Origin of the sequence: Pseudomonas sp. PA27(2017), assembly GCF_001945445.1 — a bacterium.
Lineage (GTDB): Bacteria > Pseudomonadota > Gammaproteobacteria > Pseudomonadales > Pseudomonadaceae > Aquipseudomonas.
In genome coordinates, this window is the sequence record NZ_MSXW01000052.1 from 1 (window position 1) to 24,592 (window position 24,592).

At 53.3% G+C, this 24,592-nt stretch carries 15 protein-coding genes and 1 pseudogene; 5 read left to right on the top strand and 11 right to left on the bottom strand.

Annotation, left to right across the window (positions count from 1 at the left end):
* From BVH06_RS19030 to BVH06_RS19060, 8 genes are all read right to left on the bottom strand, one after another.
* On the bottom strand, window positions 1–1,252 hold a 1,252-nt coding region (locus tag BVH06_RS19030; RefSeq protein WP_083652131.1), incomplete at its 3' end, for an IS4 family transposase.
* 119 nt (window positions 1,253–1,371) lie between these two features.
* Window positions 1,372–8,175 (bottom strand): hypothetical protein, encoded by a 6,804-nt coding sequence (locus BVH06_RS26080; protein ID WP_256575202.1) that lies wholly within the window; start codon window positions 8,173–8,175, stop codon window positions 1,372–1,374.
* A 35-nt stretch (window positions 8,176–8,210) separates the two neighbouring features.
* Entirely contained in the window at window positions 8,211–8,963 is a 753-nt protein-coding gene (locus BVH06_RS25530; protein ID WP_139315680.1) for a hypothetical protein, read from the bottom strand.
* Between the two features lie 180 nt (window positions 8,964–9,143).
* Window positions 9,144–10,400 carry a glycosyltransferase family 4 protein gene (locus BVH06_RS19040; RefSeq protein ID WP_075935129.1) on the bottom strand — a complete coding sequence of 419 codons (1,257 nt, stop codon included), beginning with the start codon at window positions 10,398–10,400 and terminating at the stop codon, window positions 9,144–9,146.
* Between the two features lie 187 nt (window positions 10,401–10,587).
* Window positions 10,588–12,003, bottom strand: coding sequence for an HlyD family type I secretion periplasmic adaptor subunit (locus BVH06_RS19045; RefSeq protein WP_075935130.1), 1,416 nt, complete (start codon window positions 12,001–12,003; stop codon window positions 10,588–10,590).
* 48 nt (window positions 12,004–12,051) lie between these two features.
* Window positions 12,052–14,202, bottom strand: a complete 2,151-nt coding sequence (locus BVH06_RS19050) for a type I secretion system permease/ATPase (RefSeq protein ID WP_075935131.1) — start codon at window positions 14,200–14,202, stop codon at window positions 12,052–12,054.
* 283 nt (window positions 14,203–14,485) lie between these two features.
* A complete protein-coding gene (locus BVH06_RS25535) occupies window positions 14,486–14,884 on the bottom strand; it encodes a hypothetical protein (RefSeq protein WP_139315681.1) in 399 nt (132 codons plus the stop codon).
* A 649-nt stretch (window positions 14,885–15,533) separates the two neighbouring features.
* Window positions 15,534–16,946 (bottom strand): TolC family outer membrane protein, encoded by a 1,413-nt coding sequence (locus BVH06_RS19060; RefSeq protein WP_075935133.1) that lies wholly within the window; start codon window positions 16,944–16,946, stop codon window positions 15,534–15,536.
* A 249-nt stretch (window positions 16,947–17,195) separates the two neighbouring features.
* Between BVH06_RS19060 and BVH06_RS19065 the strand changes: the two are divergent.
* Window positions 17,196–18,560, top strand: a pseudogene (locus tag BVH06_RS19065) (OB-fold nucleic acid binding domain-containing protein); the annotation flags it as partial.
* A gap of 33 nt (window positions 18,561–18,593) precedes the next feature.
* Here BVH06_RS19065 and rarD read toward each other — a convergent pair.
* Window positions 18,594–19,481: an EamA family transporter RarD gene (gene rarD / locus BVH06_RS19070; RefSeq protein ID WP_075935134.1), complete on the bottom strand. Its 888-nt coding sequence runs from the start codon at window positions 19,479–19,481 to the stop codon at window positions 18,594–18,596.
* Window positions 19,482–19,515: 34 nt separating this feature from the next.
* Complete coding sequence (locus tag BVH06_RS19075; RefSeq protein ID WP_075935135.1) at window positions 19,516–20,457, bottom strand: LysR family transcriptional regulator; 942 nt, start codon at window positions 20,455–20,457, stop codon at window positions 19,516–19,518.
* 270 nt (window positions 20,458–20,727) lie between these two features.
* On the opposite strand from BVH06_RS19075, the gene BVH06_RS19080 reads away from it, so the two are divergent.
* From BVH06_RS19080 to BVH06_RS19090, 3 genes are read left to right on the top strand one after another with little or no spacing between them, the layout of a single operon-like run.
* On the top strand, window positions 20,728–21,429 hold the full coding sequence (locus tag BVH06_RS19080; RefSeq protein ID WP_075935136.1) for a transcriptional regulator: 702 nt from the start codon (window positions 20,728–20,730) through the stop codon (window positions 21,427–21,429).
* 25 nt (window positions 21,430–21,454) lie between these two features.
* Window positions 21,455–21,811: a RidA family protein gene (locus tag BVH06_RS19085; protein WP_075935137.1), complete on the top strand. Its 357-nt coding sequence runs from the start codon at window positions 21,455–21,457 to the stop codon at window positions 21,809–21,811.
* Window positions 21,812–21,833: 22 nt separating this feature from the next.
* Window positions 21,834–22,745: a pyridoxal-phosphate dependent enzyme gene (locus BVH06_RS19090; RefSeq protein WP_075935138.1), complete on the top strand. Its 912-nt coding sequence runs from the start codon at window positions 21,834–21,836 to the stop codon at window positions 22,743–22,745.
* A gap of 89 nt (window positions 22,746–22,834) precedes the next feature.
* Here BVH06_RS19090 and BVH06_RS19095 read toward each other — a convergent pair whose 3' ends face one another.
* Window positions 22,835–23,608 (bottom strand): hypothetical protein, encoded by a 774-nt coding sequence (locus BVH06_RS19095; protein WP_075935191.1) that lies wholly within the window; start codon window positions 23,606–23,608, stop codon window positions 22,835–22,837.
* A 480-nt stretch (window positions 23,609–24,088) separates the two neighbouring features.
* Between BVH06_RS19095 and BVH06_RS19105 the strand changes: the two genes are divergently transcribed.
* Window positions 24,089–24,505, top strand: coding sequence for a VOC family protein (locus BVH06_RS19105; RefSeq protein WP_075935140.1), 417 nt, complete (start codon window positions 24,089–24,091; stop codon window positions 24,503–24,505).
* The last annotated feature ends 87 nt before the right edge of the window (window positions 24,506–24,592 follow it).

Consider the following 24,592-nt stretch of genomic DNA (forward strand, 5'->3'; position numbering starts at 1 on the left):
GCCTTGGACGGTGATCCAGAAACATTCCTCCGATACCTCCCCGCAGCTCAGCCAACCTTCTGCCTGTCGCCGATACCGGATTAGCAGCTGCCATGACGATCAGTTGTACCGCAATGTACTGGCAGGCAGGTTTGAAGCGTATGTCTGAGGGTGTTCGGCCAAAGGCTACTGCGGCCTGGCTGGCTTCTCGACGGATGATGTTGTAAGCCAGTAACAGTCCCCAGACCTCTTGATAAACCAGTTCGACCTTCTTGCTGCGCAGCGTTACCGCGTTTTGTTGCATCGAGCTTTTGATGTCTCGAAAACCTAGCTCAATCTCCCAGCGCTCCAGATACAGCTCGGCGACGGCCTCCGTGCTATAGCGCTCTGCGGGCAACGAGGTGAGCAGCGACCTTAGCTGCCCCTGGCTTTCATAGCTGACTTCACGTACTTCCCAGTGCGTGGGCAGATTCGGGTTTCGTTTGCGAGCCTGAGGCGAAACCTTCATTCGTACGCGGCGATCATGCTCCCCATAGCGCTCGACTTCCTCCATCACCAGGTTTTTGCGAGCCGGCGTGAGCCAGTGTCGATTGTTTACCCCATCGGCAACACTCAGCAGCAAATCAGCCCCCCAAAAGCCTTTGTCGAACAACGTGATCGAATTGTCCGGAATCTGGCCCACGAAGGTTTCGGCCAAGCGCATCTCGCTGCCCCGATAAGGGCTGAGCTGCGCATCGAGGATCACGTGTGAGCGCACATTCATCAAGGCTACGAGGCGCAGCATCGGAAAGGGTGTCTGGCGCTCGGTGCCCGTATTACCAGAGCCAAAATGCTCCCTCAGCTCAGGAGAATCGGGCGTTCGCAGCAATGCGCCATCTACCGCGAACACTTGCAAACCGTTCCAATCATCGCCTTCGTAGCGCTCACGACCCCATTGCTTGCCGGTCTGTCGGAACAAGGATTCGACCGGGTCTGCACCTAGTCGCTTGCGCGCCTCGGTCACGCCGCTGCGCGCCAGCAACTGATCGGAAGCCAGGCCTTGGGCACAGATATTCAGGCGTCTGGCCACCTCGTGCACAGGCTCATCGCGGAACAAGGCCATGCCCAGCACCAGCCAAAGCACCTGATCACTCGGCAGACGCCTGCGCCGAATAGTGGCTTGAGCGGAGAGATTGAGCGCACTGGCGACCCATTCGACAGGAATGTTCTGAGTGAAGGTGCTGAGGTCGGAGAAGTTGAATAGATCGCCGAGGTCGAGCAACTGCTGCTGAATAGGCATAAAAAATCCGATACCAGGAAGCTGGTATCGGATTTTCTAGAAACCCCGGCTTGGACTCAAATGCTTAAGTGAACAGCATTAGGCTAATCGCCGGGTTTTCTTTTTACTCAGCTCTACTGCCAGTTGGCAGCAATGACGACATTGAGCTGTTCTTTCTGCGCTTGCGTCAGATTGATCTCACCTCCAGCGGGTGCGCCGAAGGCAGCCATGGCGTTGACGAGGTTATCGACCTGATTTGCATACAAAGAAGAGCTACCGGCCTGGATAGCATCGAGCTGCTGCCTCGAACTCGTGTACCAGTCCTGAATGGTGACGCTGTCTTCAGCTCCCATAACATCGATCACCAAATTTGAACCTTGGCGAGAGAACCATAGGCTGCCGCGACTAATACTATCGAATATTAATATGTCAGTTTCTGCCTCTGCAGCTACAGATAGGTTGTTGATTACGTCGCGCCCATCACCATTGCCGAAAACGTACGTATCATTACCAAGGCCGCCACTAAGCAGATCGTCCCCACCCCTGCCCCGGAGAACGTTATCGCCACCATTCCCAATTAACACATTATCTAGAGCATTACCCGTACCATCAATTGCAGCGCTGCCAATCAGACTTAGATTTTCTACGTCATCACCTAACGTCCAGCTAACGGAACTGATGACTTTATCAATGCCCTCGCCAGGATACTCAACAACTACATCGCCTATCTGATCAATCACATAAACGTCATTGCCTTGGCCACCGTAGAGAGTATCGCCCCCCAGCCCGCCGTCAAGAATATCGTCGCCGTCTCCCCCGTAGAGCTCGTCATCGCCCTCTTCACCAAAGAGACTATCCTCACCATTTCCTGCGAAGATGCTATCTGCCCATTTACCCCCTGTTAGAACATCAGAGTCATCGGTACCATCTATATAGTTCCAATCCGAATTTAACAGCAACTCATATTGAACTATAGAACCATCAGGGTAAGTAGCGGTAAAAATAACATGCTCGGCTTGATATGCTTTTTCAAAGGCGCCTGAAATATGTCCTGTAGATGACTCAAATTGCAACCATTGAGGCAACTCCTCATCATTATCCAAGAGAGCAGTTAATTCAGGCAAAACCCCGTTACTATCAGGGACAATCGGTACAAAATACTCCCAAGGCGCCCCAGCGACTGCAATAATCTCCGCCAATACATTTTGCGAGTTAAGAATAGGCAAATTAACCCCAAGCTTCCCTGGAGAATAGTTTTCTACAACAACACGCCCCTGAGGAAGTTGAATAATTAGATCACCTGACTCGTCCTCAAGCTGCAAACTAAACACGCCATCTCTAGCCCGCCATCGATTAGTCTCCACAGCAATGAGGTTAGACTTATCAAGCTTTACGTCATCAATGATGATTACGCCTATTCCATCGGCATCACGGATTTTTGTTATGTTATCCAGACTATAGCCGTCACCATTGCTGTAGATGTAATAGCTATCCGAGCCCAGCCCCCCATCCAAAATATCATAGCCTTTACTGCCATATAATAAATCATCGCCATTTCCGCCAATTAGATAGTCCTCACCCACCCCGGAGTACAAAGTGTCATTGCCCATTCCCCCCTGCAAAGGCAACGCATAGCCTGGCATTTCCACATCGCTGGTTCTGAGCACTTGCCCTACAGTTGATATATCAGGAATATCTCCCATAGCAAAATGATCCAGCAATTGCCTCTGCGTTAGCACTGAGTTATCGCCAAATTGATAAAGCTCTATACCGGAGCCTTGCGGACTATCGGATGGCGGCATCACGACCCGGACGAGCTGCCCGTCACCCAGACTTATATCCAGAGTCACAACAACACGCAGCGACCGATGATAGCCAGAATGAAAATTACTGATATAGTCATAAAATCTTTCCTCGTCTCCGTCATTTTGTTCGACTTGGAACCACTCAGGCCTGCCCGTGTTAACCTCGGCCAGCATCTGCCCCCATGCGAGAGTAATATTGTCTAATGTTGCCTCCTGCGGCAGTACTACTTTATCTAGCGCTGTAGCTTCCGATGTTTCCAGATAGGTGTAAGCGCCTTCACGACGCATGTCTGGATAAGATGGCAAAGGAAAATCATTGATAATGTCTACTCCATCACCGGAATACAAAATATAGGTATCAGCACCCCCGCCGCCCATTAAAAAGTCATTTCCGGCGCCGCCTATCAAATAGTCAGCTTCATATGACCCCCAAAGAGTATCTTCCCCCGCACCTCCCGAGAGATAGACCCCTTTGGTTCTGGTATCGAAACTATAGGGGGAAGCCTCCATAAGATCATTCCCCGACCCAGCCCGAATGATTTGTCCTCGATCAACCCTATAGTAACTATCCTCATCATCTCCATTTATTACCTTATATATCGTATCGCTCCATGACCAGTATTTAGTATATTCAATTACGCTTGACTTCAACCCCGAAGCTTGTCCTTGTCCTTGCCCCTGACTCTGATCGAGGATAATTCCCACAACCTTATCAGGCTCTGTAGATGAATAAACATTAGAGTATGAACCTCGTATGCTAGATGCGCCCCCCTGATTTGAGAAAAGCTTTTGCACATTACCAGCAGAGACAAAACTGGAACCTCCACCAGAAGAAAACAAGCCTCCGGGAGAAACACTATGAACCGTTTTAGTTGTCCTTACATATTCACTACGCGACTCAGAGGTTTCGGCCACCTCATAATAATAAGAATCATCATATCCATATGAAAGCTCACCGGACATAGTGAACTCTTTAAATACCGCTCTACGGGCGCTGTCACGCTCCCAAGTCTTTCCATTGCTGTAGGAATGAAAGTAGCCATCGCCCTCAAGCTCCCACCCATTTCCTTTTTGTTCAGCAGCAAACGCTGCCTGAACTTGCAACTGAAACTTCCTCTCCCAAAAACCAACATCTATTGAACTGCTTTCGGAAAGCTCAGCGAGAAACGCGTCCATGGATTGATGGCGAGCATTATCATCAGCCACCTCCCAGTTAACAGCAGCAGAGTAATAGCCTTCGATACGCAGGCTCTGGCTACCATCTTTATAAGCAATCAGTAGATCATTTCCCTCCCGCCGACTCAGCAGATCGGTTAGAGCAACGCCACTGGATATTCTTAAAATTGAATACTCGCCTTCATCATCTTGAATAAGATCGTGGCCTGATCCGGGGGAAAACAAATACGTATCTATACCCGCACCGCCCTCTAATTTATCGTCGCCCTCCCCACCTGATAACGTGTCGTTGCCCTCAGAACCAACCAGCCAATCTTGCCCGTCTCCGCCAGACAGAACGTCATCCCCGCTTCCCCCAAGCAGAGTATCATTACCGAAGCCGCCTGCTAGAGTGTCATTACCTGCATCTCCCTGCAGGCTGTCATCACCAGAACCACCTGCGATATTGTCGTCACCGGCACCGCCCAATAAAGTATCGTTACCTTCATTACCGTACAGATGGTCATTTCCACCTGCAGCGCTTATCAGGTCATTACCGAGGGAACCAGAGAGAATATCTCTTGCATTACTACCGTGTAACTGCCCGCCAGAGTCCGGCGCAAAAAGGGTTAGCCCACCTACTTCAGCCAGCACTGTACTCAAAGACAGCGTAGAGCCATCATTGAAATAAAAGTCAGAAATGGCACCTGCCATGCCATTTTCGATGTTTATTGTGCCTCCCTCGTAATCGACGGTGAGATAACTATTACCGTCATAGCTATTTGCCTGCCTGAACTCCAAGGACTCACGTTCGATTCCAGCGCCGAATATTACCGAGTTGACACCTTCTCTATCCGTTAAGAAATCTACGCCGTCACCTTTAGAGAAAAAGTAACGATCATTCCCGCTCCCACCCTCAAGCGTATCATCGCCGCTGCCACCCTCGAATAAGTTCTCTCCGCCCTCGTCTTTTAGGTAATCAGCATCAGCGCCGCCATTTAGCGTGTCGTTTCCTTCACCACCCCAGAGGTTGTCGAGTCCTTCCCCACCATCAAGGTGGTCATCACCATTGCCTCCAAGGAGGGTATCGTTTCCTGCCCCGCCATATAGCCAGTCTTTGCCCGTGAGTGAAGACGCCATGTCCGCACTCAGGTGATCCTCACCCGCCAACCAATCATTACCCTCGCCGCCATATAGGGTGTCGTCGCCGCCCATGCCGAGCAGCACGTCGTTATCAGTTCCACCATCGAGGAAGTCATTGCCGTGATATTGAGCCGGTGCAGTGCGATCATCGCCAAATAGCGTATCGTTACCTTTGTCACCATAGAGTCGATCATTCCCACCATTACCCACGATAAGGTCATGGCCGTCTCCGCCGATAAGCAGATCATCCCCATGCATGTCACCTGGTAGGCGTGAGTTTGGGTAGGTTTCAGACACGCCATCGAATCCATCGCCATACAGGGTGTCATTACCCTCGCCCCCAACTAGCGTGTCATTGCCCTCACCGGCCAGCATATAGTCGTGTCCGCCATTGCCTTCTAGGTAGTCATTACCTGAATACCCAAGGACGGTATCATTACCCTCGCCAGCGAAAACAACATCGTTCCAGGCCTGTCCTTGCGAGCCATTGTTAGGACGGCTTGAAATAAGGATGCTAAATTGCTGATTATCTCCAAACGTAAAAATGTACGCCTGTAGGTCAGGGGTATACTGCTCTAATTCAGTGGTGCTATCGGCTAGGATGAGATCGCCACCATCTCCACCCAAGATTGTGTCCGAGCCCGCTCCACCGAGAAGAACATCCACCCCCCCAGACCCCATTAATAAGTCATTACCGTCACGCCCATCAAGCCGGTCGCCGACCGTGCCACCGCCCGTGCCCATTACATTGGGTGGGCCGAATTCGCCGATTTCATATGCATAAATACGGTCGTCACCTTCGCCTCCGTATAGGCCGTCGCTGCCGGCGCCGCCCACGATAGTGTCGTTGCCTCCCCGGCTACCGTGGTAATTTACCAAGTCATTACCACCCATGCCGAGGATCAGCTCAGCACCAGCCGTACCACTGAGGTAATCATCTTCGGGAGTGCCAGTGATAAGACCAGCATCACTAGGATCTTCTGTAGCTTTGGTATCTTCAAGACGTAGGCCCAGCGCTCCCTCCACGTAGTTGCGGATCAGAATGCTGTCACCCTGCCCATACAACACTAGTAGGTCGGAGCCGGAACGCAGGAATTTCACCTTGCCGTCTTCGCTATGCCAGCTATCGGCGTCAGGCGCCCAACGCTGCGCTACGGTGTAACGCACTTCATCTATCCACAACTCGCCATCTACATCACTTAGAACATCATTACCATTCCCAGAGAAGAACTTATATTGATCTATACCTTCGCCGCCCTCAAGATAATCATCTCCAGTGCCACCGATGAGAACATCTGCTCCTGCGCCACCATAGAGTCGATCATCACTTACGCTTCCATTTAGCACATCAGCATCTTTGCCGCCAAAGATGACTCGACGAACTGCGGGCGCGATTGGCGTGTCGATATCAATGGCATTTGGGAGCACTAGCACTGACTTACCGCTAGCCAAGTCGTGATATTGAACTCCTTGGTCTTCCAAGGGGTTAATAACCTGCACCCCATCAGGTACGGACTTATCTGCCAGATGCCAATACAGAAAGCTTGTTCTATCTTTGACCCAGCTCTCTGTGATGTCACCCAGCTGGGTTGCAGGATCATAAACAGATAGTTGCTGCCCATAAGCGGAATAATTCGCTCCTACAAGCGCATAGGGCGTAAGCTCCAATAGCCCCCTGCGCACAGCAATACCGAGCTCACTACCGTCAAGCGCTGCACTTTCGATTTGTGTTCGGCTTACATCAGTCAAACTGTATAACGTGTATTTTTCAGCATGGACTGGATCTTTAGCCAATGCTATTGACTTATGAAATGAATCCCTAAGGTCGCCAACACGTGATGGGCTATAGGCGGCGTCTAGTAATCCCCCAATATCATCGATATAACTTCGGGCATCATTTTCATCGGAAGCGGTTCCGGCGATACTTAGTAGCTGATGGAGCTTCTCACCGTTAGTAACACCCGCCAGCAAGTAGCCTAGGACGTATCCTCCAGTGCTAGAGTACAAAAATGGATTATTTTCTCTAGTATAAGGTTCGGACGACAATCCAATACCAGAGCTTTCGCTATCATACAGCTCGTCATTTGGCCGAAACAGTGCGACTACTTTTCCTTGGTTATCTTTGAAAACCTTGACTTTTTCTCCACCTATGGTTTTCTCTTCGTAGCTTCCACCGTCCGCAGCAATTATTTCAGCCTGCCGATATGAGATACCAAACTGAACCCCGGAATTTTCAACTTCATTTATGAACGCAGAAAAAACTACTTCCATGGCACCTAAATTAAAGTACTCAGATCCTTTTGCAGGCTCGCCAGTCATGTAGTAATGCGTAGCTAAAAAAAACCTTCCGGGAAATATTGCTTGTAGTTGCGGATCTGCATAACCCTTAACGTTAAGCCACGCCTCATCGGCGGCCACATACGAACCTAGCTCCGTCGGAGGGATAAAAAATATATCGCCATTTTCGTTGACGTCTTGCGTGAAGGCCTGTAGCTCACGTTCCAATATAGCCTGAGAAAACTCAGTGATCGATATACTTGGATAAATGCCTTCGTACGCGATCTGCAATTGTGCATTCGCATTAATAGCAGGCCCTCCAAGCAGCGCACCGCTTCCTGTAGATATCTGCGCCGTGTTCAGGAATGCCATATTGCCGGTTTTCTCTGCTAGCAACATGTACGCTGCGCCGCGATCTCCCCGACTCATTAAAGATCTAACTTGCTCAATGTCTGCTTTGGAAATGGGAGTATAGTTCTCGGAATTGTCGTCAAGCACATGAGGACGCAATCGGCTAGGCATTGCCTTCTCAGAAAGGTACTCGATGAAATCATCCATAGTCTTATCATATACGACAGGCATAATTCACTTCCTTATTTAGAGTCAGAGATAAAAGCACTCAGAAACGCGACAATCCTCGCATTCTGCTCAATCCAGCTGCCATCTATAAAACTTGAATATCGAATTCCATAACGAGCTTCAGCATTTGCAGTCAGGGGTGACCGTACCTCGCATGCGGCTAAATTTTCGAACTTACTGTTTGGCATTGTTTGCCAACAAGTTATAGAAACACTTCGATTATTTTCCGGCACATAGATAACTTGTCGCTGGTTGCCGCACCGAAGTGAAACCAGCTCGTCACCCACAGAGGTTGAGGTTGATGCTGCATCACATAGTCGATCATCATACTTCTGGTATCCTTCCACATCAGATCGGACGACAGTATAATCAGCACTCTTCAGGTTATTAAGGAAGCTAAGGTAGGCATCCAGCCCACGCCCCAGATACGTTATTTCTACGGTTTTTACTGGAGTCCCAACAATATAATTCCCATGTTCTACGCTCTCTTTATCCTGCTCATAAACAGTAGATATGATGTTCTTCGAAACGTATAAAGGCATGCCTACATAATGGCTGTAATCCTCTTTCGACGGCATCCCTATAAACTTCTCAGGCGCATTAAAATAGAACGCAACCTTGTCTGGAGAAACCACACATTTACCAAAAAAATTACGCTCACATACCTTTACTATGTGCTCTTTCGTAACTCCAACACTTCTATATTCCATATCGCCGCGGCCACATGAGCAAAGGGCTAGCGATAGGAAAATAACACTCCACTTCATAATCAATCTCGCTAAAGTTATAGTTTTTTACTGATGCTGCGAACTGAAGATTCGGCCGGATGAAAATATCTTTATATAAATTACCACCCCGGCGACACCGCAGAGACAGGCCCTTTCTACAGCATGTTACTCCAGCGTTAGTTGCTCGGTTCAGAGGCGATTTTAAAAAGCATGCGCCACTCAAGAATTACCCGCTAGCATATGGTTTTGGTTTCGACCTAGGCATTTGTGCTGCTCCTTTTCTCCTACCATTGCCCTGATATAGCCCTGATTGCCCTCCTTAACGGCATACTCCTGAGCTTTGCTCCATGCGCTATGCCTCAGCAGATCGAACTTCCATGGCTGCTCCAGTACCTGTAACAATCGTTTGCACAGTTCTACGGCATCGAAGAAGTTCAGCAACAGGCCGTTATCACCGTCTCGAATGACTTCGCGTACCGGTGCCGTATCGGAAGCAACCACGAGGCAGCCGCACGCCATCGCTTCCAGCAGCGACCAGGACAATACAAAGGGATAAGTCAGATAGACATGCACCGCCGACACCTGCAGCACCTTCTTGTAAGTGGCATATGGGACATTGCCGAGAAAATGCACACGGTTTGCATCGATCAGGTTCTCGCGCAGCAGCTTTGTACGCCAATTAGGGGCATCCTTGGGTTTGCTGCCATAGCTCACGCCATCGCCTCCAACTATCACTACTTGGCAGGAGGGATGCGCCGTAAATAGACGCGGCAAAGCCCGCATAAATTGATGAAAGCCTCGATACGGCTCCAGATTACGCGCCACATAGGTCACCACCGGATCGCCAGCCCTTAGTTGTTGGCCATTAGGCAGATTGAGCACGGCATTGGGATCAGGGCCGAGATTGTCGGTATCGATGCCTTCATGGATGACCTTGATCTTGTCGTGGTAAGCGGCTGGATGGAGGCTGTGTTGCCATCGGGTCGGCGTAATTGCAGCGTCGCAGTTCTCAAGATTGAGTAGGTGCAGCGCGTTGCGACTGTGGATGCTTGCTGCACTGTCGAGCGTCAGTGGAAACTCGGGATCGAAGCCTGCATCCGCTCCATCGGTGCGGTAGTAGTACTCGCAGAAATGGATCAGCTTGCACCCTGGAAAGGCTTGCTTGGCATAGAGCGTCTCCCCCCAGCCCGGGTGGGCGATGATCACGTCCGGGCGGTAGCCCTTGGCCTTGAGGTCGAGCAGCAGACGCAGTACCTGCTGGCCATGCAATACACCCTCCTCAAAGGTGCGTGCATAAGGATGAGTTTCCTTGGCGGCAGGCCGGTGCGGACGGTAGCGCTGGATCGGGATGCCGGGCAGTCCAGCAGACTGTTCTCGACCGATAGCGCGCACACTTACGCCCGGCTGCCGAGCGAGGTGGGCCGCTATATGGCGGAACTGCCCAGGGAAGTTCTGGTGGATAAAGAGTACGTTCATCCTTGTGCCTTGAAGTGTTTTCCGTTGGCGATGCTGCCGTTAAATCTCGATGTTCCGCTTTTAGGCGATGTGCTGCTTCAGTCATGAACCTCGCGGATAAATCCGCTCCTTCAGGGCATGTGGTTCTGACTACCACAAGCGCCTCTGCCCCGGCCCCTCGCCTGTAAACGGGAGGGGGCGTAGCACCTCAACGCTCCACCAGGCTCTCGTCCACGTACTGTTGCAATGGACTGAGGAAGTAATCGATTACCTTGCGCTTATCCGTCTTCACCTCCGCGCGTACTGCCATGCCTGGCGAGAGCGCTATGCGCCCACTGCCCACGGGGATACTGTCAGCAGCCAGCTGTATCCGCGCGCTGTAAACCAAACCAAGTTTCTCGTCCTCGATCGCGTCACTGGATACGCTCACCACAGTCCCGTCTACCACACCGTATTTTGTGAAGTTAAAGGTTTCGACCTTCACCTCAACGGCCTGGCCAGGGCGTACGAAACCGACGTCCTTGTTCTCCAGCATCGCCTCAATTTCCACCGGCTGATCGCTTGGGACAATAACCATCAGCGGCTGGGCCTGAGTTACAACGCCGCCTTGGGTATGAATCGCCAGTTGCTGGACAGTCCCATCAACGGGAGCAGTAAGCTGCGTGAGTCGGTTACGCTGCTCCGCCTTCCTCAGTTCCTGAGCAAGGCTTGCAGCGCGGACGTCCGCATCATTCTGCAGATCGAGCATCGCTCTGCGCGTCTGTGCCAAGACACCTGTGCGTTGCTGCTGCGCGGCCTTCAGCGCGGCTTCCAGTTCGCTGATTCGGGCTTTTTGTTGGGCCAGCTCACGCTCCTGATCTAGCAGAATCTGCTCTTTCTCCAGGTAGGCATGCTTGGCGACAAATTGCTTGTCGAGCAGGCCACGGTAGTCAGCTGCCAGCTCACGGGAGATAGGGAGCGTTTTGCTGAGTGCGGTGATAGAGGCTCGTAGGGAACGTATTTCAGCCTCGCGCTGCTCGATCTGGGCATCGCTTTGGTCAAGGGCTGCCCGCAGTTCGAGATACTGACCTTGCACCCATCGCTGCAGACTTTCTTGCTGAGCGGGAGTGGCGTTCGGAATAAAATCGGAAACCGATGCGGGCTCGGTCTTATCCTTTATTGCTTGCAAAAGCAGCTGTGCGCGAGCGCCATCCACATGGGCTGCGAGTAGCTCACTGTGAAGCCTCTCGACGTCGGCACCGGTGATCTGGCTATCGAGTTCAACGAGTAGCTCACCCGCTTTCACCTGCTGGCCATCATGCACATAGATGGCCTTTACGACGGCGACCTCGTTGGGCTGGATCACCTTGGTCTTACCGCTTGGCACTATCTTGCCGGTCGCGGTGGCCACGACGTCGATCTCGCCGATACAGGCCCAGATCAGCGCGAGCGCGGCGAAAAGCATGATCGTCCACTGGATATAACGTGGTGCCGGATGGACGGGCTTTTCCTGCAACGCTAACGCAGCGGGCAGAAACTGAACTTCGTGACTTAGCCGAGGCGGCGCATCCATCGCCTTGCGGTTACGCCATGAGTGTCGCCAGGCACTGCGGTATCGATTGAGTAACTCACGCTTAGCGCCCATGGCACTGATCCTTTGCCAACGGCAGTAGGCACGACGCTAGACAACTGCTCATGCCACGTCCCCCTGCTGCAACCGATGCAAGCGCGAATAGTGTCCCGCCTGGTGGGTCAGCAACTCGGAGTGGCTGCCCTGCTCCACGATCTGGCCACGATCCATGACTACGATGCGGTTCGCATCGCGCACAGCGGATAGCCGGTGAGCAATGATGATCACCGTCCGCCCCTTGCAGATGGCCTGCATGTTCTGCTGAATGACGCGCTCGGATTCGTAATCGAGGGCACTGGTGGCCTCATCGAAAATCAGGATGCGCGGGTTGCCGATCAGTGCACGGGCGATAGCCACTCGCTGCCTTTGACCACCCGACAGCGAGGCACCGTGCTCACCGACGACGGTGTCGTAGCCCTCCGGCAATTCGAGGATGAAGTCATGGGCCCCCGCCATCTTGGCGGCCTGCATCACAACCTCGATAGGCGCACCAGGATCGGTCAGGGCGATGTTTTCCCGGATGCTGCGTGCGAACAGCATATTGTCCTGCAGCACCACACCAATCTGCCTGCGCAGAGACGACACATCTGCCAACGCGAGATCCATACCATCGACCAGCACCCGGCCTCGCTCGGGTGTGTACAGGCGCTGCAAGAGACGTGTCAGCGTGCTTTTACCTGAACCCGATCGGCCCACGACGCCGATCACTTCACCAGCCTGGATTCGCAAGCTGACGCCACGCAGCACTTCGGAGCCATCAGGCCGGTAGCGGAACTGCACCTGGTCGAATTCGATATCGCCTTTAAGGGGAGGCAACGCACTGCGCGAGGACTGGGACATTTCTGTACGCGTGTTGAGAATATCGCCGAGGCGCTGCACCGAGACGCCGGTTTGCTGGAAGTTCGTCCATAGCTGGGCAAGGCGCATGATCGGCTGCGAAACCCGGCCCGCCAGCATGTTGAAGGCGATCAGTTGGCCAACGCTCAATTGCCCATCGATCACCAGGCGGGCGCCGAGCCACAGAGTAGCCACCGTCACCAGCTTGCCAATCAGACCAACGCTTTCATTGGCCAGGTTCGATAGGTTCTGGGTCTTGAAGCTTGCAGCCACGTAACCAGCAAGCTGGTTATCCCACTTGCGGTTGACCTGCGGCTCAACGGCCATGGATTTGAGGGTGTCGATACCGTTGACGGTTTCCACCAGGAACGCCTGATTTTCGGCCCCCCGAGTGAAGCTCTCGTTCAACCGCGCGCGCAGCACCGGCGTAATCAACAAGGAGACGATGAAGTACAGCGGCAGCGACAAGATGACGACCAGAGTCAGCCAGCCGCTGTACATGAACATCACGGCGATAAACACCACCGAGAACAGCACATCCAGCACTAGCGTAATCGCGTTGCCAGTCAGGAAGCTGCGGATGTTTTCCAACTCGCGAACCCGGGCGACTGAGTCACCCACCCTGCGCGCCTGGAAGTAAGACAAGGGCAGCGTGACCAGATGCCGAAACAGCCGTGACCCCAACTCCACATCGATACGGCTGGCCGTGTGGGCGAAGACATAGCTTCGTAAGCCTGACAGCAACGTCTCAAAAATCATGATGCCGAGCAGACCAATGGCAATCACGTCCAGAGTGGTCAGGCCGCGGTGCACCAGCACCTTGTCCATGACGACCTGAAAGAACAGCGGCGTCAGCAATGCGAAGATCTGCAGGACGAAGGAAACGAGCAGCACCTCCCCCAGCAGCTTGCGGTACTTGACGATCGCAGGAATGAACCAGGTGAAGTCGAAGCGCGATAGCTCCCCCGCCATCGAGGCTTCGGAGCGGATCAGCAGCAATTCGCCTGTCCAGCGTAATTCAAGCTCTTCCTGAGTTAGTACCTCAGGGCGCTGCGCGCGGGGATCATGGATCAGCGCCTTGCCTTCATCCATCCGGGCGATGATGAAAAAACGGCCATCGGTATCAACGGCAATGGCTGGTAGCGGCGTGTGCGTCAGTCGCGAAAGCGAGCTACGTGCGGACTTGGCTTTGAGCCCAAGCTTTTTCGTGGCCAGCAAGATTTCCGGGCGACCAAACAGTCGACCATCTTCGGCGTATTCGTGGGTGAGCTGTTCAGGGGAAGCGGCAACGTTATGAAAACGCGCCAACATAACTAGACAGGCAAGACCTGTGTCCAGCTCAGGGGCTGGCTCGGGAGCAGCTGAATCGTTCAGCATCTCTGCATCCGTGCGTTAAAACGACAAGGCGTCGCGGCGGCTATCTTACGTGGCCGCCAACTGTAAACAAGCCACGCAACGTCGACTAGAACACATGAAAAAGCACCAATCTGTTACTCGGTATTACAGCCACTTCATTGGGACATCCCATAGATCAGGTCAAGCGCGCTTGAGCTAAACAATTGAAGACGCGGATATCAATTGACCGCAGGCATTCGAGTCCAGCTGAGCTATAGGCCGGCAGGTGCCTCAACACAGCTACGGCTTCCAGTAGACCGACTGATCAGTCGATGGATTTTTTCCCTTTGACATCCCGTATGAGGTCTTTAGCTAGCGATGCCTCAAGCAAAAGCACATAGGCAAACACCCATATCAACAGCACGTTAGCAAGAAAGTAACGAATAAAACCTTGAAAGAAATCTACGGGCAAACTGGAGCTGTATGGGAATACAACAACTGATAAAGTTACTGCCATAAGAAGGAAAAGCCCGATCACCGCCTTAGGCATTAATGACAGCTTTACGAAAGATCCTCCAGGAGCCCCGTAAGGAATACATTCGTAAATCGACACATAGATTAGATATGGTGCAGCAACGAAGAATGAAAGCGATGAAGCTACTGCTATTAGCTCCATTTGTCGCGAACTAACAACAACTGAAATTTTGATCTGATCAACTTTCACATTAAAGACAAAGCGTAAAAATTCATGATCTAAAAACCAAGGACAAAGTAAAAAGCTGCCATCACAATTGTAATTACCGACATCACAAGAACAGGCTTTCTAGCAATCGACAGGGCTGCAAGAGATCTATTTTTTTCTCTAAATAAAAATGTCACAAACCGCCATCTGCACCAATCCGCTTATCCGAGATAATAGTTATCACTGCGTCAACTTGAAATCAGCAGCATTAACTCCCCAAGAGCAAACATGATCCTCAAGGATAGAATGTAAATGCCAGGAGAACTAATTGCAGCGCTGCAGATTCTTCAACACATATTAAGAAAAGTTAGAATCAATGACTGAATCGTAGACGGTCTAAAAGCTCAGAATTACGCATCATTGCAAAAAACTGGCGAGAGTAGTTAACAGCAATTATAGTGAAAACTTTATAAACAGCAAACGAACTCATCAGCCAACAATGATGGACATCTATCTAAAAGACTTGCCGCCCCTTAGAAACAATGGTTCACCAAGAGATGAACTGCACCACAAATTTTTCGTCCGTGATTCCGATGTGTGGCACAGCAACGGAGGTTGGAGTCGACTTTTCGTAATGGGTAAGTGCTTAGCAGCAAATGACGAGTAACCATTGATGCCAATGTTGGTAGTATCAGCGCTCGTCTAAACTAGGCAAGAAGTCGCGACTGGCATCGTAGTTTTCTCTGAGAAAAACGGAAAACTCCTGCAGATCACCAACAGCCAGCATCCCAGCTGCTTGCTTGAGCTTGAAGTTATCGATGATGTAGTCGTATCGGAAATTGTTGTAATCCCGAACCGCCGCGTATAGCTGCCGCTGAGCATTCAACACATCAGCCATGTTGCGAGTTCCAACCCTCAAGCCGACTTCGTTGGCTTCTAATGACATCCGGCCTGACTTAATCGCCTGCAGACGCGCTGCAATCTGCTCTACACCGGCATTGATCGCCCTATGAGCGCTTCTGGTCAGCAGAACCACCTCACGCCTGACGTTCTCGCGATCATCTTCGCTCTTAGCCAGGACTTCTACCGATTGACGCACCTGCGAGCGAGTCATGCCGCCACTGTAGAGAGGGATATTGAGCTCGATGCCGATGCTGCTCTGCGCGACATCATCGCGATAATCGCTGCGGCCAAAATCGGAAGGATTGTTGTAGCCAAAGCTGTCGTTGTCGCCCTTTCGGTAGGAGGCAACAACATCGACGGTTGGTGAGAAACCTGCTTTGCTCTGCCTGACCCTCTCTTCCGCCGATGTAACCGCATGGTTGGTCGCAAGCAGGTTGAGATTTTGCTGCGTAGCCGAATCGACCCATGCCGTCGCGTCATTGGGGACAGGAGGGTCTACCGGCATCGAATGGTCTACACCATCGATAAGGGCGTATTCGCGTGTGGTCAGACGATATAGGACATCGAAGGCCTCATCGGCGTTACGCTGGAAAACCTTGGAATTCGCCTTTGCTAGATCATAGGCAGCCTGCGCATCGAGCACGTCGGTGATGCTGGCAACACCGCCTTCCAGACGCCCTTGCGCCTGGGCCTGCTGCTCAAGCAGAGCCGATTCCTCAGCACGCGAAGCGGCGAGCGCATCCAATTGGCGAAGGGTTTCGAAATACGCCTCCGCCACTTTCAGAATAAGCGCCTGCTCCTTGGCCGCGAGCTCCATTTCCGCCTGGGCGACGTCTGCCTGGGCAGCCTTGAGCTCAAACCAGCGATCAAGGCGAAAAAGTGGCTGGGTGAGGCTTGCACGAAAAGTATTGCCGCTGCGCGAGCGAATGAGCGAAGGGCTATCTCTATCGAGCCGGGTCGACTCGCTAACCATTCCGGCAGTGATGCTCGGCAGCAACCCCGAACGAGCTTGAGGGGTCGCCTCGGTGCGCGCCCGATACTCATGGCGTGCAGCCGCCAGCTCAGCATCGTTCATGGCTGCCTGGGTGTAAACCGAGAGCAGACTCGCCCTAGTGGCGAACGGGCCCTCGGTACTCTGCGCGAAGGCCGTTACGGGAAGAAGCGCCAAGGTCAAGCCGAGGCAGCCAAAGAGGTATCGCATCAACAATCCTTGTCAGAAACCACAGCGACGTGGCTGCGAATCCTATGGAATTCGTGGTTCCCGTCAAGGTGAAAATGTTCAGGATCTGAAGACACCAAAATTTTTCATCAGAGGAATAGTTTTCGACATGAGATATGGCAAGGATGTGGACGGCACGGTTTACGCGCAACACGTAAGCTCAGCAGCTTGCAGCACCCGCTCCCGGAGCAATTAATCAGCTGCTTAGGAGCCAATATCTGACAGCCACTGCTTTTCCACATTGAGTCACGGGCACAGATGTCGATGCTGCCGCGTTTGAAGCCAAAAACGTTTTACTACTTGGTGATGGAGGTGGCCATCGTGCGACCTGGGCCAATCGTGGGCGATATGGTTCATCCCTACCTCCGGCGGCGCAATGGTGAGGAGCAAGTGACGTACCCAAGTGAGGAACTGCGTGATGTTTTCGAGCGCACGCTCGGTGTGCCGCTGTTCCAGGAGCAGGTGATGCGCCTGGCAATTGTCGCGGCGGGATACTCACCAGGTGAGGCAGATCAGCTACGTCGCTCCATGGCCGCCTGGAAGCGCCATGGTGGACTAGAGCCGCACCAGATCCGACTGCGCCAGGGCATGCTGGAACGAGGCTACAGGGAGGAGTTTGCAGCTCGCATCTTCGAGCAGATCAAAGGGTTCGGCAGCTATGGTTTTCCGGAGTCGCACGCAGCGAGTTTTGCCCTCCTCACCTACGCCTCGTGCTGGCTCAAATGTCATGAGCAATCAGCCTATGCCTGCGCCCTGATCAACAGCTGGCCCATGGGTTTCTATAGCCCCGACCAAGTGCTCCAGGATGCTCGCCGGCATGGCGTTGAGATCCGTCCTGTCGACGTGACGGTGAGTGATTGGGACTGCACGTTGGAGGCGCTGGATCGACGGCTACCGGCGCTGAGGATGGGCCTGCGGATGGTCAGAGGATTAGCTGAAGCCGTGGGTAGAAGGATTGAGGTCGAGAGGGAGGCAAAGTCCTTTGGCGACGTCGGAGACCTCTGTCTGCGCGCGGAGCTGGATCACAAGGCGCGCGAGCTCCTTGCTGAGGCTGATGCGTTGAAGAACCTCGCAGGGCACCGCCATGCGGCACGTTGGGAGATCGCGGCGGTGCAGCAGCCCCTTCCCCTGTTTGCCCAGGAGCCCGATGAGAAGCCGGTATCGATTCCGGAGCCTAGCGTGGTTGAGAACATGCACGCTGATTATGCACGGACAGGCACGACTCTGGGCCCGCATCCGATGTCGTTACTCAGAACTCAGCTTAAGAAAATGCGTGCAAAGAGCTCGCAGGATCTGAGAGAAATGGGGGACTGTAATCACGTCACCGTGATCGGGATTGTCACCGGCAGGCAGAGGCCTTCGACGGCGAGCGGCGTGACGTTCGTGACCCTGGAAGACGAGTTCGGCATGACCAACGTGATCGTCTGGAAGGACTTGGCCGAGCAGTATCGATCGGCTCTGGTGCATTCGAAGCTGTTGCAGGTGAAGGGCAAGCTGGAAGATCAGGAGGGGGTGGTGCATTTGATTGCGGGGCACCTACAGGATCGGAGTGATTTGCTGAAGGGGCTGGACGTGAGGAGTCGCAATTTTTATTGACCTGGGCGGCCATCAGGATAGAAAGATTCTTATTCAAGAGTATCTAACTGATTGACCTCTTAAGTGATTCAAACCTTCGACCATCAACAATCCGACGGCTACCCAAATGGGAATGTAGGTCGCCCACTCATGGGGCGCAATACGCTCGCCTATCAGCAGAGCGACTGCGACCATCAGCACAGGCTCCACATAACCTAAGAGACCGAACAGGCTGAATGGGAGCAGACGCCCGGCAGTCGTATAGGCCATAAAGGCTGCCGCGCTGATTACTGCGAGAATCAGCACCAAGATATAGAGCCTGGGTGCCTGTTCGAAATGAGCCATTGTCGATTGCTGGCCTAGGACAAACCAGCAGGCGATCGGCAACACCAACAGCATGTCGAACCAAAGGCCTCCCAGATTGGCTGTGTTCAGCTTTCGGCGCAGCATGAAGTAGATTGGAAAGCCCCCCGCCACAAGCAGCGTTTCCCACGCGAATCCGCCGACTTGAAACAGCTCGTGCGCAACGCCTAGCAGAGCTGAGATGCCAGCAGTTTTCTGAAGCCGACTCAGCCGCTCTCGATAGACGAGCATTCCTATCATCAGCATCACGAGAGGGAGCAGAAAGTAACCCAGAGAAACCTGCAGTCCTCTCCCATTTATGGGCGCCCACATGAACAGCCATTGTTGAACGCCAAGCAGAGCGCTGCTGGCGGCTAATCCGAATATCAGGATAGGTTGCTGCTTGAGGCGGGCAAAAATCTCCTTCACGGGATCCCACTCACGCCCCAGCAGTAAGAACAGCGTCACGCAAGGCAGGGTGAGTAGCATACGCCAACCAAAAATTTCTTCCCCATTGAGTGGTTTGAGCAGAGTGGCGTAATAGTAGAGGCTTGCGAACGCGCAAGACGAAGCGATAGACAAAGCAATTCCCTTGAGCACAATCGCCTCCCAGGAAATCAGTTTTCGATGACGTTTAGCGAGCGATAGACGGCCAGGGGGGAGCTTCGGCGAATTTCGTTTCTATCCAGTCCTTGAACGCAAGGGTTGTTGCGGGCGAAAACCGCGCTGACGGACGAACCAGGTAAACACCACCGTCAGCACCGTCCAACAACCAGTCAGGTAGCACGCGCACCAGTCGCCCAGCTTCAAGGTCGCGACTCATGAGCCATTCACCTGCACCGAGGATTCCAACGCCATGACGTGCAGCGGCTAACAAAGACTCAGCATCGTTTGATGTCAAAGAGCCCTGTACCAGTGCCCTATGCTGCTGACCGGCTTTGAATAGTCTCCACTCGGGGAACGACGCAAAACCGCTGAAGCGCAGGCAGTTGTGATTAGCGAGATCTGCAGGTGTAGAAGGAGAACCGCGTTCAGCTAGATAGCTGGGAGAAGCGCAGAGAATTCGGCGGTGATCCGTTAGCTTTCGCGCAATCAGGCGGTTGTCGTTCAGCTCACCGACACGGATTGCGGCGTCATACCCCTCGGCAATGATGTCGACGAAACGATCGCTGTAATCGGCGACTACAGAGACATGCCGGTTTGCGCTGATGAATTCAGAAAGCATCGGCGCAATCCACATCCGTCCCATCGCTGCGGGAAGCGCAAGGCGCAGCACGCCCATCGGTTCGGCGGCGCCCAAGCTGGCCTCCTGCTCCGCATCACTGATAGCTGCTACGGCTGCGCTTAGTTGTGCGACTAACTGTGCCCCTGCTTGGGTGATCCTGAGCTGGCGAGTCGTGCGCTCTACGAGACGAACCCCCAAGCGAGATTCCATCGCTGCAATTCGCTTCGACACCACTGACGGATCCCGCTGTAGTCGTCGGCCAGCAGCGCTGAAGGAGCCTTCGCTGGCCACAGCAAGTAGCGCAGCGATTTCATCGCTCTGCTGGCTGTCGAGAAAGGGGGTCAGGGGCATGAATGCTCACCGATGCCGAAAGGAAATTCAGTATCGCTCCCCGGTCATTGCCCAACAATCCTGCTTCAACACATATCTCTCGTGCATACAGTGCAGGAGTCACGTGTTGCTCCCAGTTGCTTAGGTCACTTTTGCCTCCCCGATGCATCGCCTTCAAGCAGGTAGCAGCCGTTGCGGATGGTTTCTTGAAGCGCCGTAAAATTACAATTACTGTTGAATAAAGCATATGCACACTGTTATATTTCAACAAAATGTTGAGATCTTCCAGTAATGAGCAATGAATTTGGACTTGGGGAAGGACGGGTACTAGAGCTCTTAGCCAATACGGTCGTTGCCATCGGCAGCGTCTTACCTCGAAACACCGAGCTTGTACTTCATGACCTGCGAAAGCCGGAGTATTCGATCGCAGAAATCGCTAACGGCCACGTGAGTGGTAGACAAAAGGGAGACTCTGTGCTGGCGGGGATGCGGGCGGACAAAGGGTTTGCGTGCGCCTTGGAAGAAGGGCATCAAGCCGTGTCGTTGCTGCTCGACTATCCGACTCTCTCAAGCGACGGAAGCGCTTTGCGTAGTAGCACCGCGTTCTACCGTGATGACAATGGACGTGCATTCGCAGCGCTGTGTATCAACGTCAGCAATGAGGGGCTATTGGATGCGATCAACTTGCTGCAGAACCTTATAGGCAAGTCGGCCATGCCGATCACCGTGTCGGCACGCGCTTTGGCGTCATCGGGTGAACCAGGCCACGGCAACATTGAAGACCTCATGCTCGAAATCATCCGAAGTGCCACTGAGCAGATCCCCGGCAACGGTCGAACCAGTACTAAGCGCGCCAATTTGCTTGCGGTACAGCAGATGCAGGAGAAGGGAATTTTCCTTATCAAGGGCGGAGTCGATAAAGCTGCCAAGGCTCTTGGGGTCACCCGCTACACCGTTTACAACTACTTAGATGAGCTTAAAAACGAAGGCTGAACTGTCATTACATCCAGAGGAATTTATGAAGCGATATAACGGCACTTTGCCGTATCCGTTCGCTCGCGCGGTAGAAGCAAACGGTTTTCTATTTCTGTCGGGTCAGGTGGCAATGAGCGCGTCTGGCGAACCATTGCATGGTTCGGTTGACGAGCAGACCCGCCTCATTATGAGCAACATCCAAGAGACGCTTAAGTCTTGCGGCTCGGGGATCGATAAGGTCGTCAAGGTGACCGTCTGGCTGTCGGACATGAAGCATTTCCAAACGTTTAACGATGCTTACCGCACCTCGTTTCCTAACGGCTTTCCGGCCCGAACCACGGTGGTGAGCAAGCTGGCCTTTGATCTGGATGTCGAGATCGAAGTGCAGGCCTTGGCCTAAGACCTTTTCCTGGAGCGACAGCATGTCCCTAAGTATCAAAACCCCTCTCCTGGAATCACTACCTTTAGGCCGAAGCATCGGCACTAAGGTCTGGATGAAAATGGAGGCGATGCAGCCTAGTGGGTCTTTCAAGATTCGTGGAGTTGGCTTCGCCTGTGAGCAGCACCATGTGCGCGGCGCCCAGCGGTTTATATCATCGTCAGGCGGCAACGCTGGACTCGCCGTCGCTTACGCCGGGCGCCGCCTTGGTGTCCCGGTGATCGTCGTTGTCCCTGAGACAACAACGCAACGAGCTCGCAGCCTCCTAGCGCTGGAAGGGGCTGAGGTCATTGTCCACGGGAAGACGTGGTTTGAAGCCAATGAACTAGCTCGCTCGATGCAGACAGCTGCAGACGCCTTCATCCACCCCTTTGACGATCCGCTGTTATGGACTGGTCATGCCTCCATGATTGATGAGGTTGTTGCAGACGGCATACGCCCAGATGCTGTGGTGCTGTCGGTCGGCGGCGGCGGTCTTCTGGCCGGCGTAGACGAGGGATTGCGCCGCAACGATTTAGGTGATGTCCCGGTGTACGCAGTGGAGACAGAGGGTACTGCCTCTTTAAACGCATCCATCAGCGCGGGCCAACTTGTGGAGATTCCGGCAGTTTCCGGCGTGGCAACCTCCCTGGCCGCCAAGCAAGTATGCCGACGAGCCTACGAGCTCTCCAAGGAGCGACCAGTGATACCTGTGCAGGTGACTGATCGCGAAGCCGTCGATGCGTGCTCTGCCTTCCTAAATGACCACCGGATCTTGGTCGAGCCTGCCTGCGGAGCATCGCTAGCTGCGCTGTATGGCAACAAAATGCCTCTCAACAAGGTGAGTAATGTGCTCGTTATCGTGTGCGGTGGTTCAACGGCGACCGTGGAATCACTCCTAAGCTTTCAAGGCTGACGGAAGTCTTATCAGCCCCTCTCTCGGGCAGCTACGGCTGCTTTGTTTCTAGGCCCCCGGGCCGAATTCGGCCACCCCTCTACTCTGCGTTACGGGGTGTGCCGAGCCCTTAGCAAGTGCGCTGCGAGTAGCGTGATAAGCACCGCTATCAGCGATGCGATCGTAACGCTCAGCGAAATCCCTAGCTGCAAAACCGAGTATTTCAGCGTCAGATAAAAACCTGCTACGCCGAGCGCACCTATAGCGTTACCTCTCACTACCGCACCCAGCTCTCGACGTCCTCCTTGCAGGTGAGCAAAGACCGCTAGGGGCCAGGCAATGACTGGGATTGGTGCCATCAAGCCGCTAATTGTCGGGCCCAACCACTCCGCGCTCAACGTGATCATCAGAAGCAAGAGCGTTGCAGTGATCATGCGCATCGGAATGATCCAGCGAGGTGTCGGTACATAACCAGCCTCGCCCTCCCCGGCCATCCTCGATGTGCGAGGCACAATTGCAATGACCATACACAGGATCACAGCAAGGGATACAGCCAAAGAGGCTGCCTGATTCAAGAGAAAGGCCGCTAGGCCATAGCAAGCCAATGCGCTCAAACAGCCGACCCAAATCTTCAATCGCCGGGTCGCACTGATGTAAAAAAGGTAGGTCGCTTGAATTGCAGCTACCCCTGCGATTGCACCAGGAACTGCTTGAAGTACGAACGATGAACCCTGTTCTAGCCCTAAGAACAACATGACGAGTGCCGAGGTGACAGGCAGACCTGAAAGAATCCCGCCGACATGAGAACCCCAGCGGCGAGCTGCGAGGGAGATGGCGAGCATCAGAGTAGGAGTAGCGAGAAACTTTAAGAAGAAGATGCTCATGAGGTGGCAGGCTATAGATTTCGAAGCCGAATAGTAAGCCACCTCGATGGCCTCATGGACGGCTTAAGGTGAATCGGCGCGATAGCTAGGTACCGCTTCGTAAGGTGGGGCAGAGATTGGCAGACAGCGGCCTCTAGCCGAGGACGAGCCTCCGCAGAAGCAACCCCGCCCTCCTGAAGTAGCAACCGCCAAGAGCCCCAGAACTGGACTAATCTCTCTGTCTTTGCAGACAAATCGAGACGCCCTATGGAGAGCGCAAAAATCCAAGCATTTGCGAAGAGGTACACCGCAGCGCTAATCAACAGCGCGCCACCGAACGAGGTGGATCTTTCGAACGAGGGTTTTACACCCGACGAGCGAGAGGCTGTTTACAGAGCGCTCAATCAAATCCGAGAGAGGATGATAGTGGAGGCGGAAGTACTGGAGTCACTTTGAGCATCGCACTTGGGCGTGGCCGAAGAAACCCTGGAGGTACGAATCATGCTTAGCTACACGATGATTGGCTCGAACGACTTATCCGCTGCAGGTAGGTTCTACAACGCGATTCTGCTGCCGTTGGGGTACGAGGTGGAGCGCTGGGAAAAGCAGCTGTGCTATTCGATGCCCGGCATTGAGGATCAGGAAAACGGCCCAGGTGCCTTTCATGTGACCACCCCTTACGACGGTAAGCCGGCGACCGTTGGCAACGGCACCATGGTTGCTTTCCGCGCACCTACACACGAGAAAGTGCGAAGCCTGCATGCTGAGGGGCTACGCTGCGGCGGTGTGGATGAAGGTGCCCCTGGTTTTCGCAAGGCTTACAGTGCCAACTTCTTCGTGGGCTATCTGCGAGACCCAGATGGCAACAAGGTGGCGTTGCTCTGTACAAGTGACTACGAACCCATTCGTCCTAAGTGAGATGTTCGAGACAGAGTTCGCCTGTGCGGTCGCAAATCCAGAAATAGCCATCGATCAATTGCCCCTCCTCATGCTGGGTACTTGCCT

What these genes read in the sequence shown, in the direction of transcription:
- BVH06_RS19045 (WP_075935130.1), bottom strand. Translation starts at nt 12,003, where the DNA reads ATGGGCGCTAAGCGTGAGTTACTCAATCGATACCGCAGTGCCTGGCGA.
- BVH06_RS19060 (WP_075935133.1), bottom strand. Translation starts at nt 16,946, where the DNA reads ATGCGATACCTCTTTGGCTGCCTCGGCTTGACCTTGGCGCTTCTTCCC.
- BVH06_RS19085 (WP_075935137.1), top strand. Translation starts at nt 21,455, where the DNA reads ATGAAGCGATATAACGGCACTTTGCCGTATCCGTTCGCTCGCGCGGTA.
- BVH06_RS19080 (WP_075935136.1), top strand. Translation starts at nt 20,728, where the DNA reads ATGAGCAATGAATTTGGACTTGGGGAAGGACGGGTACTAGAGCTCTTA.
- BVH06_RS19050 (WP_075935131.1), bottom strand. Translation starts at nt 14,202, where the DNA reads ATGCTGAACGATTCAGCTGCTCCCGAGCCAGCCCCTGAGCTGGACACA.
- BVH06_RS19095 (WP_075935191.1), bottom strand. Translation starts at nt 23,608, where the DNA reads ATGAGCATCTTCTTCTTAAAGTTTCTCGCTACTCCTACTCTGATGCTC.
- BVH06_RS19105 (WP_075935140.1), top strand. Translation starts at nt 24,089, where the DNA reads ATGCTTAGCTACACGATGATTGGCTCGAACGACTTATCCGCTGCAGGT.
- BVH06_RS26080 (WP_256575202.1), bottom strand. Translation starts at nt 8,175, where the DNA reads ATGGATGATTTCATCGAGTACCTTTCTGAGAAGGCAATGCCTAGCCGA.
- BVH06_RS19040 (WP_075935129.1), bottom strand. Translation starts at nt 10,400, where the DNA reads ATGAACGTACTCTTTATCCACCAGAACTTCCCTGGGCAGTTCCGCCAT.
- BVH06_RS19075 (WP_075935135.1), bottom strand. Translation starts at nt 20,457, where the DNA reads ATGCCCCTGACCCCCTTTCTCGACAGCCAGCAGAGCGATGAAATCGCT.
- BVH06_RS19090 (WP_075935138.1), top strand. Translation starts at nt 21,834, where the DNA reads ATGTCCCTAAGTATCAAAACCCCTCTCCTGGAATCACTACCTTTAGGC.
- BVH06_RS25530 (WP_139315680.1), bottom strand. Translation starts at nt 8,963, where the DNA reads ATGAAGTGGAGTGTTATTTTCCTATCGCTAGCCCTTTGCTCATGTGGC.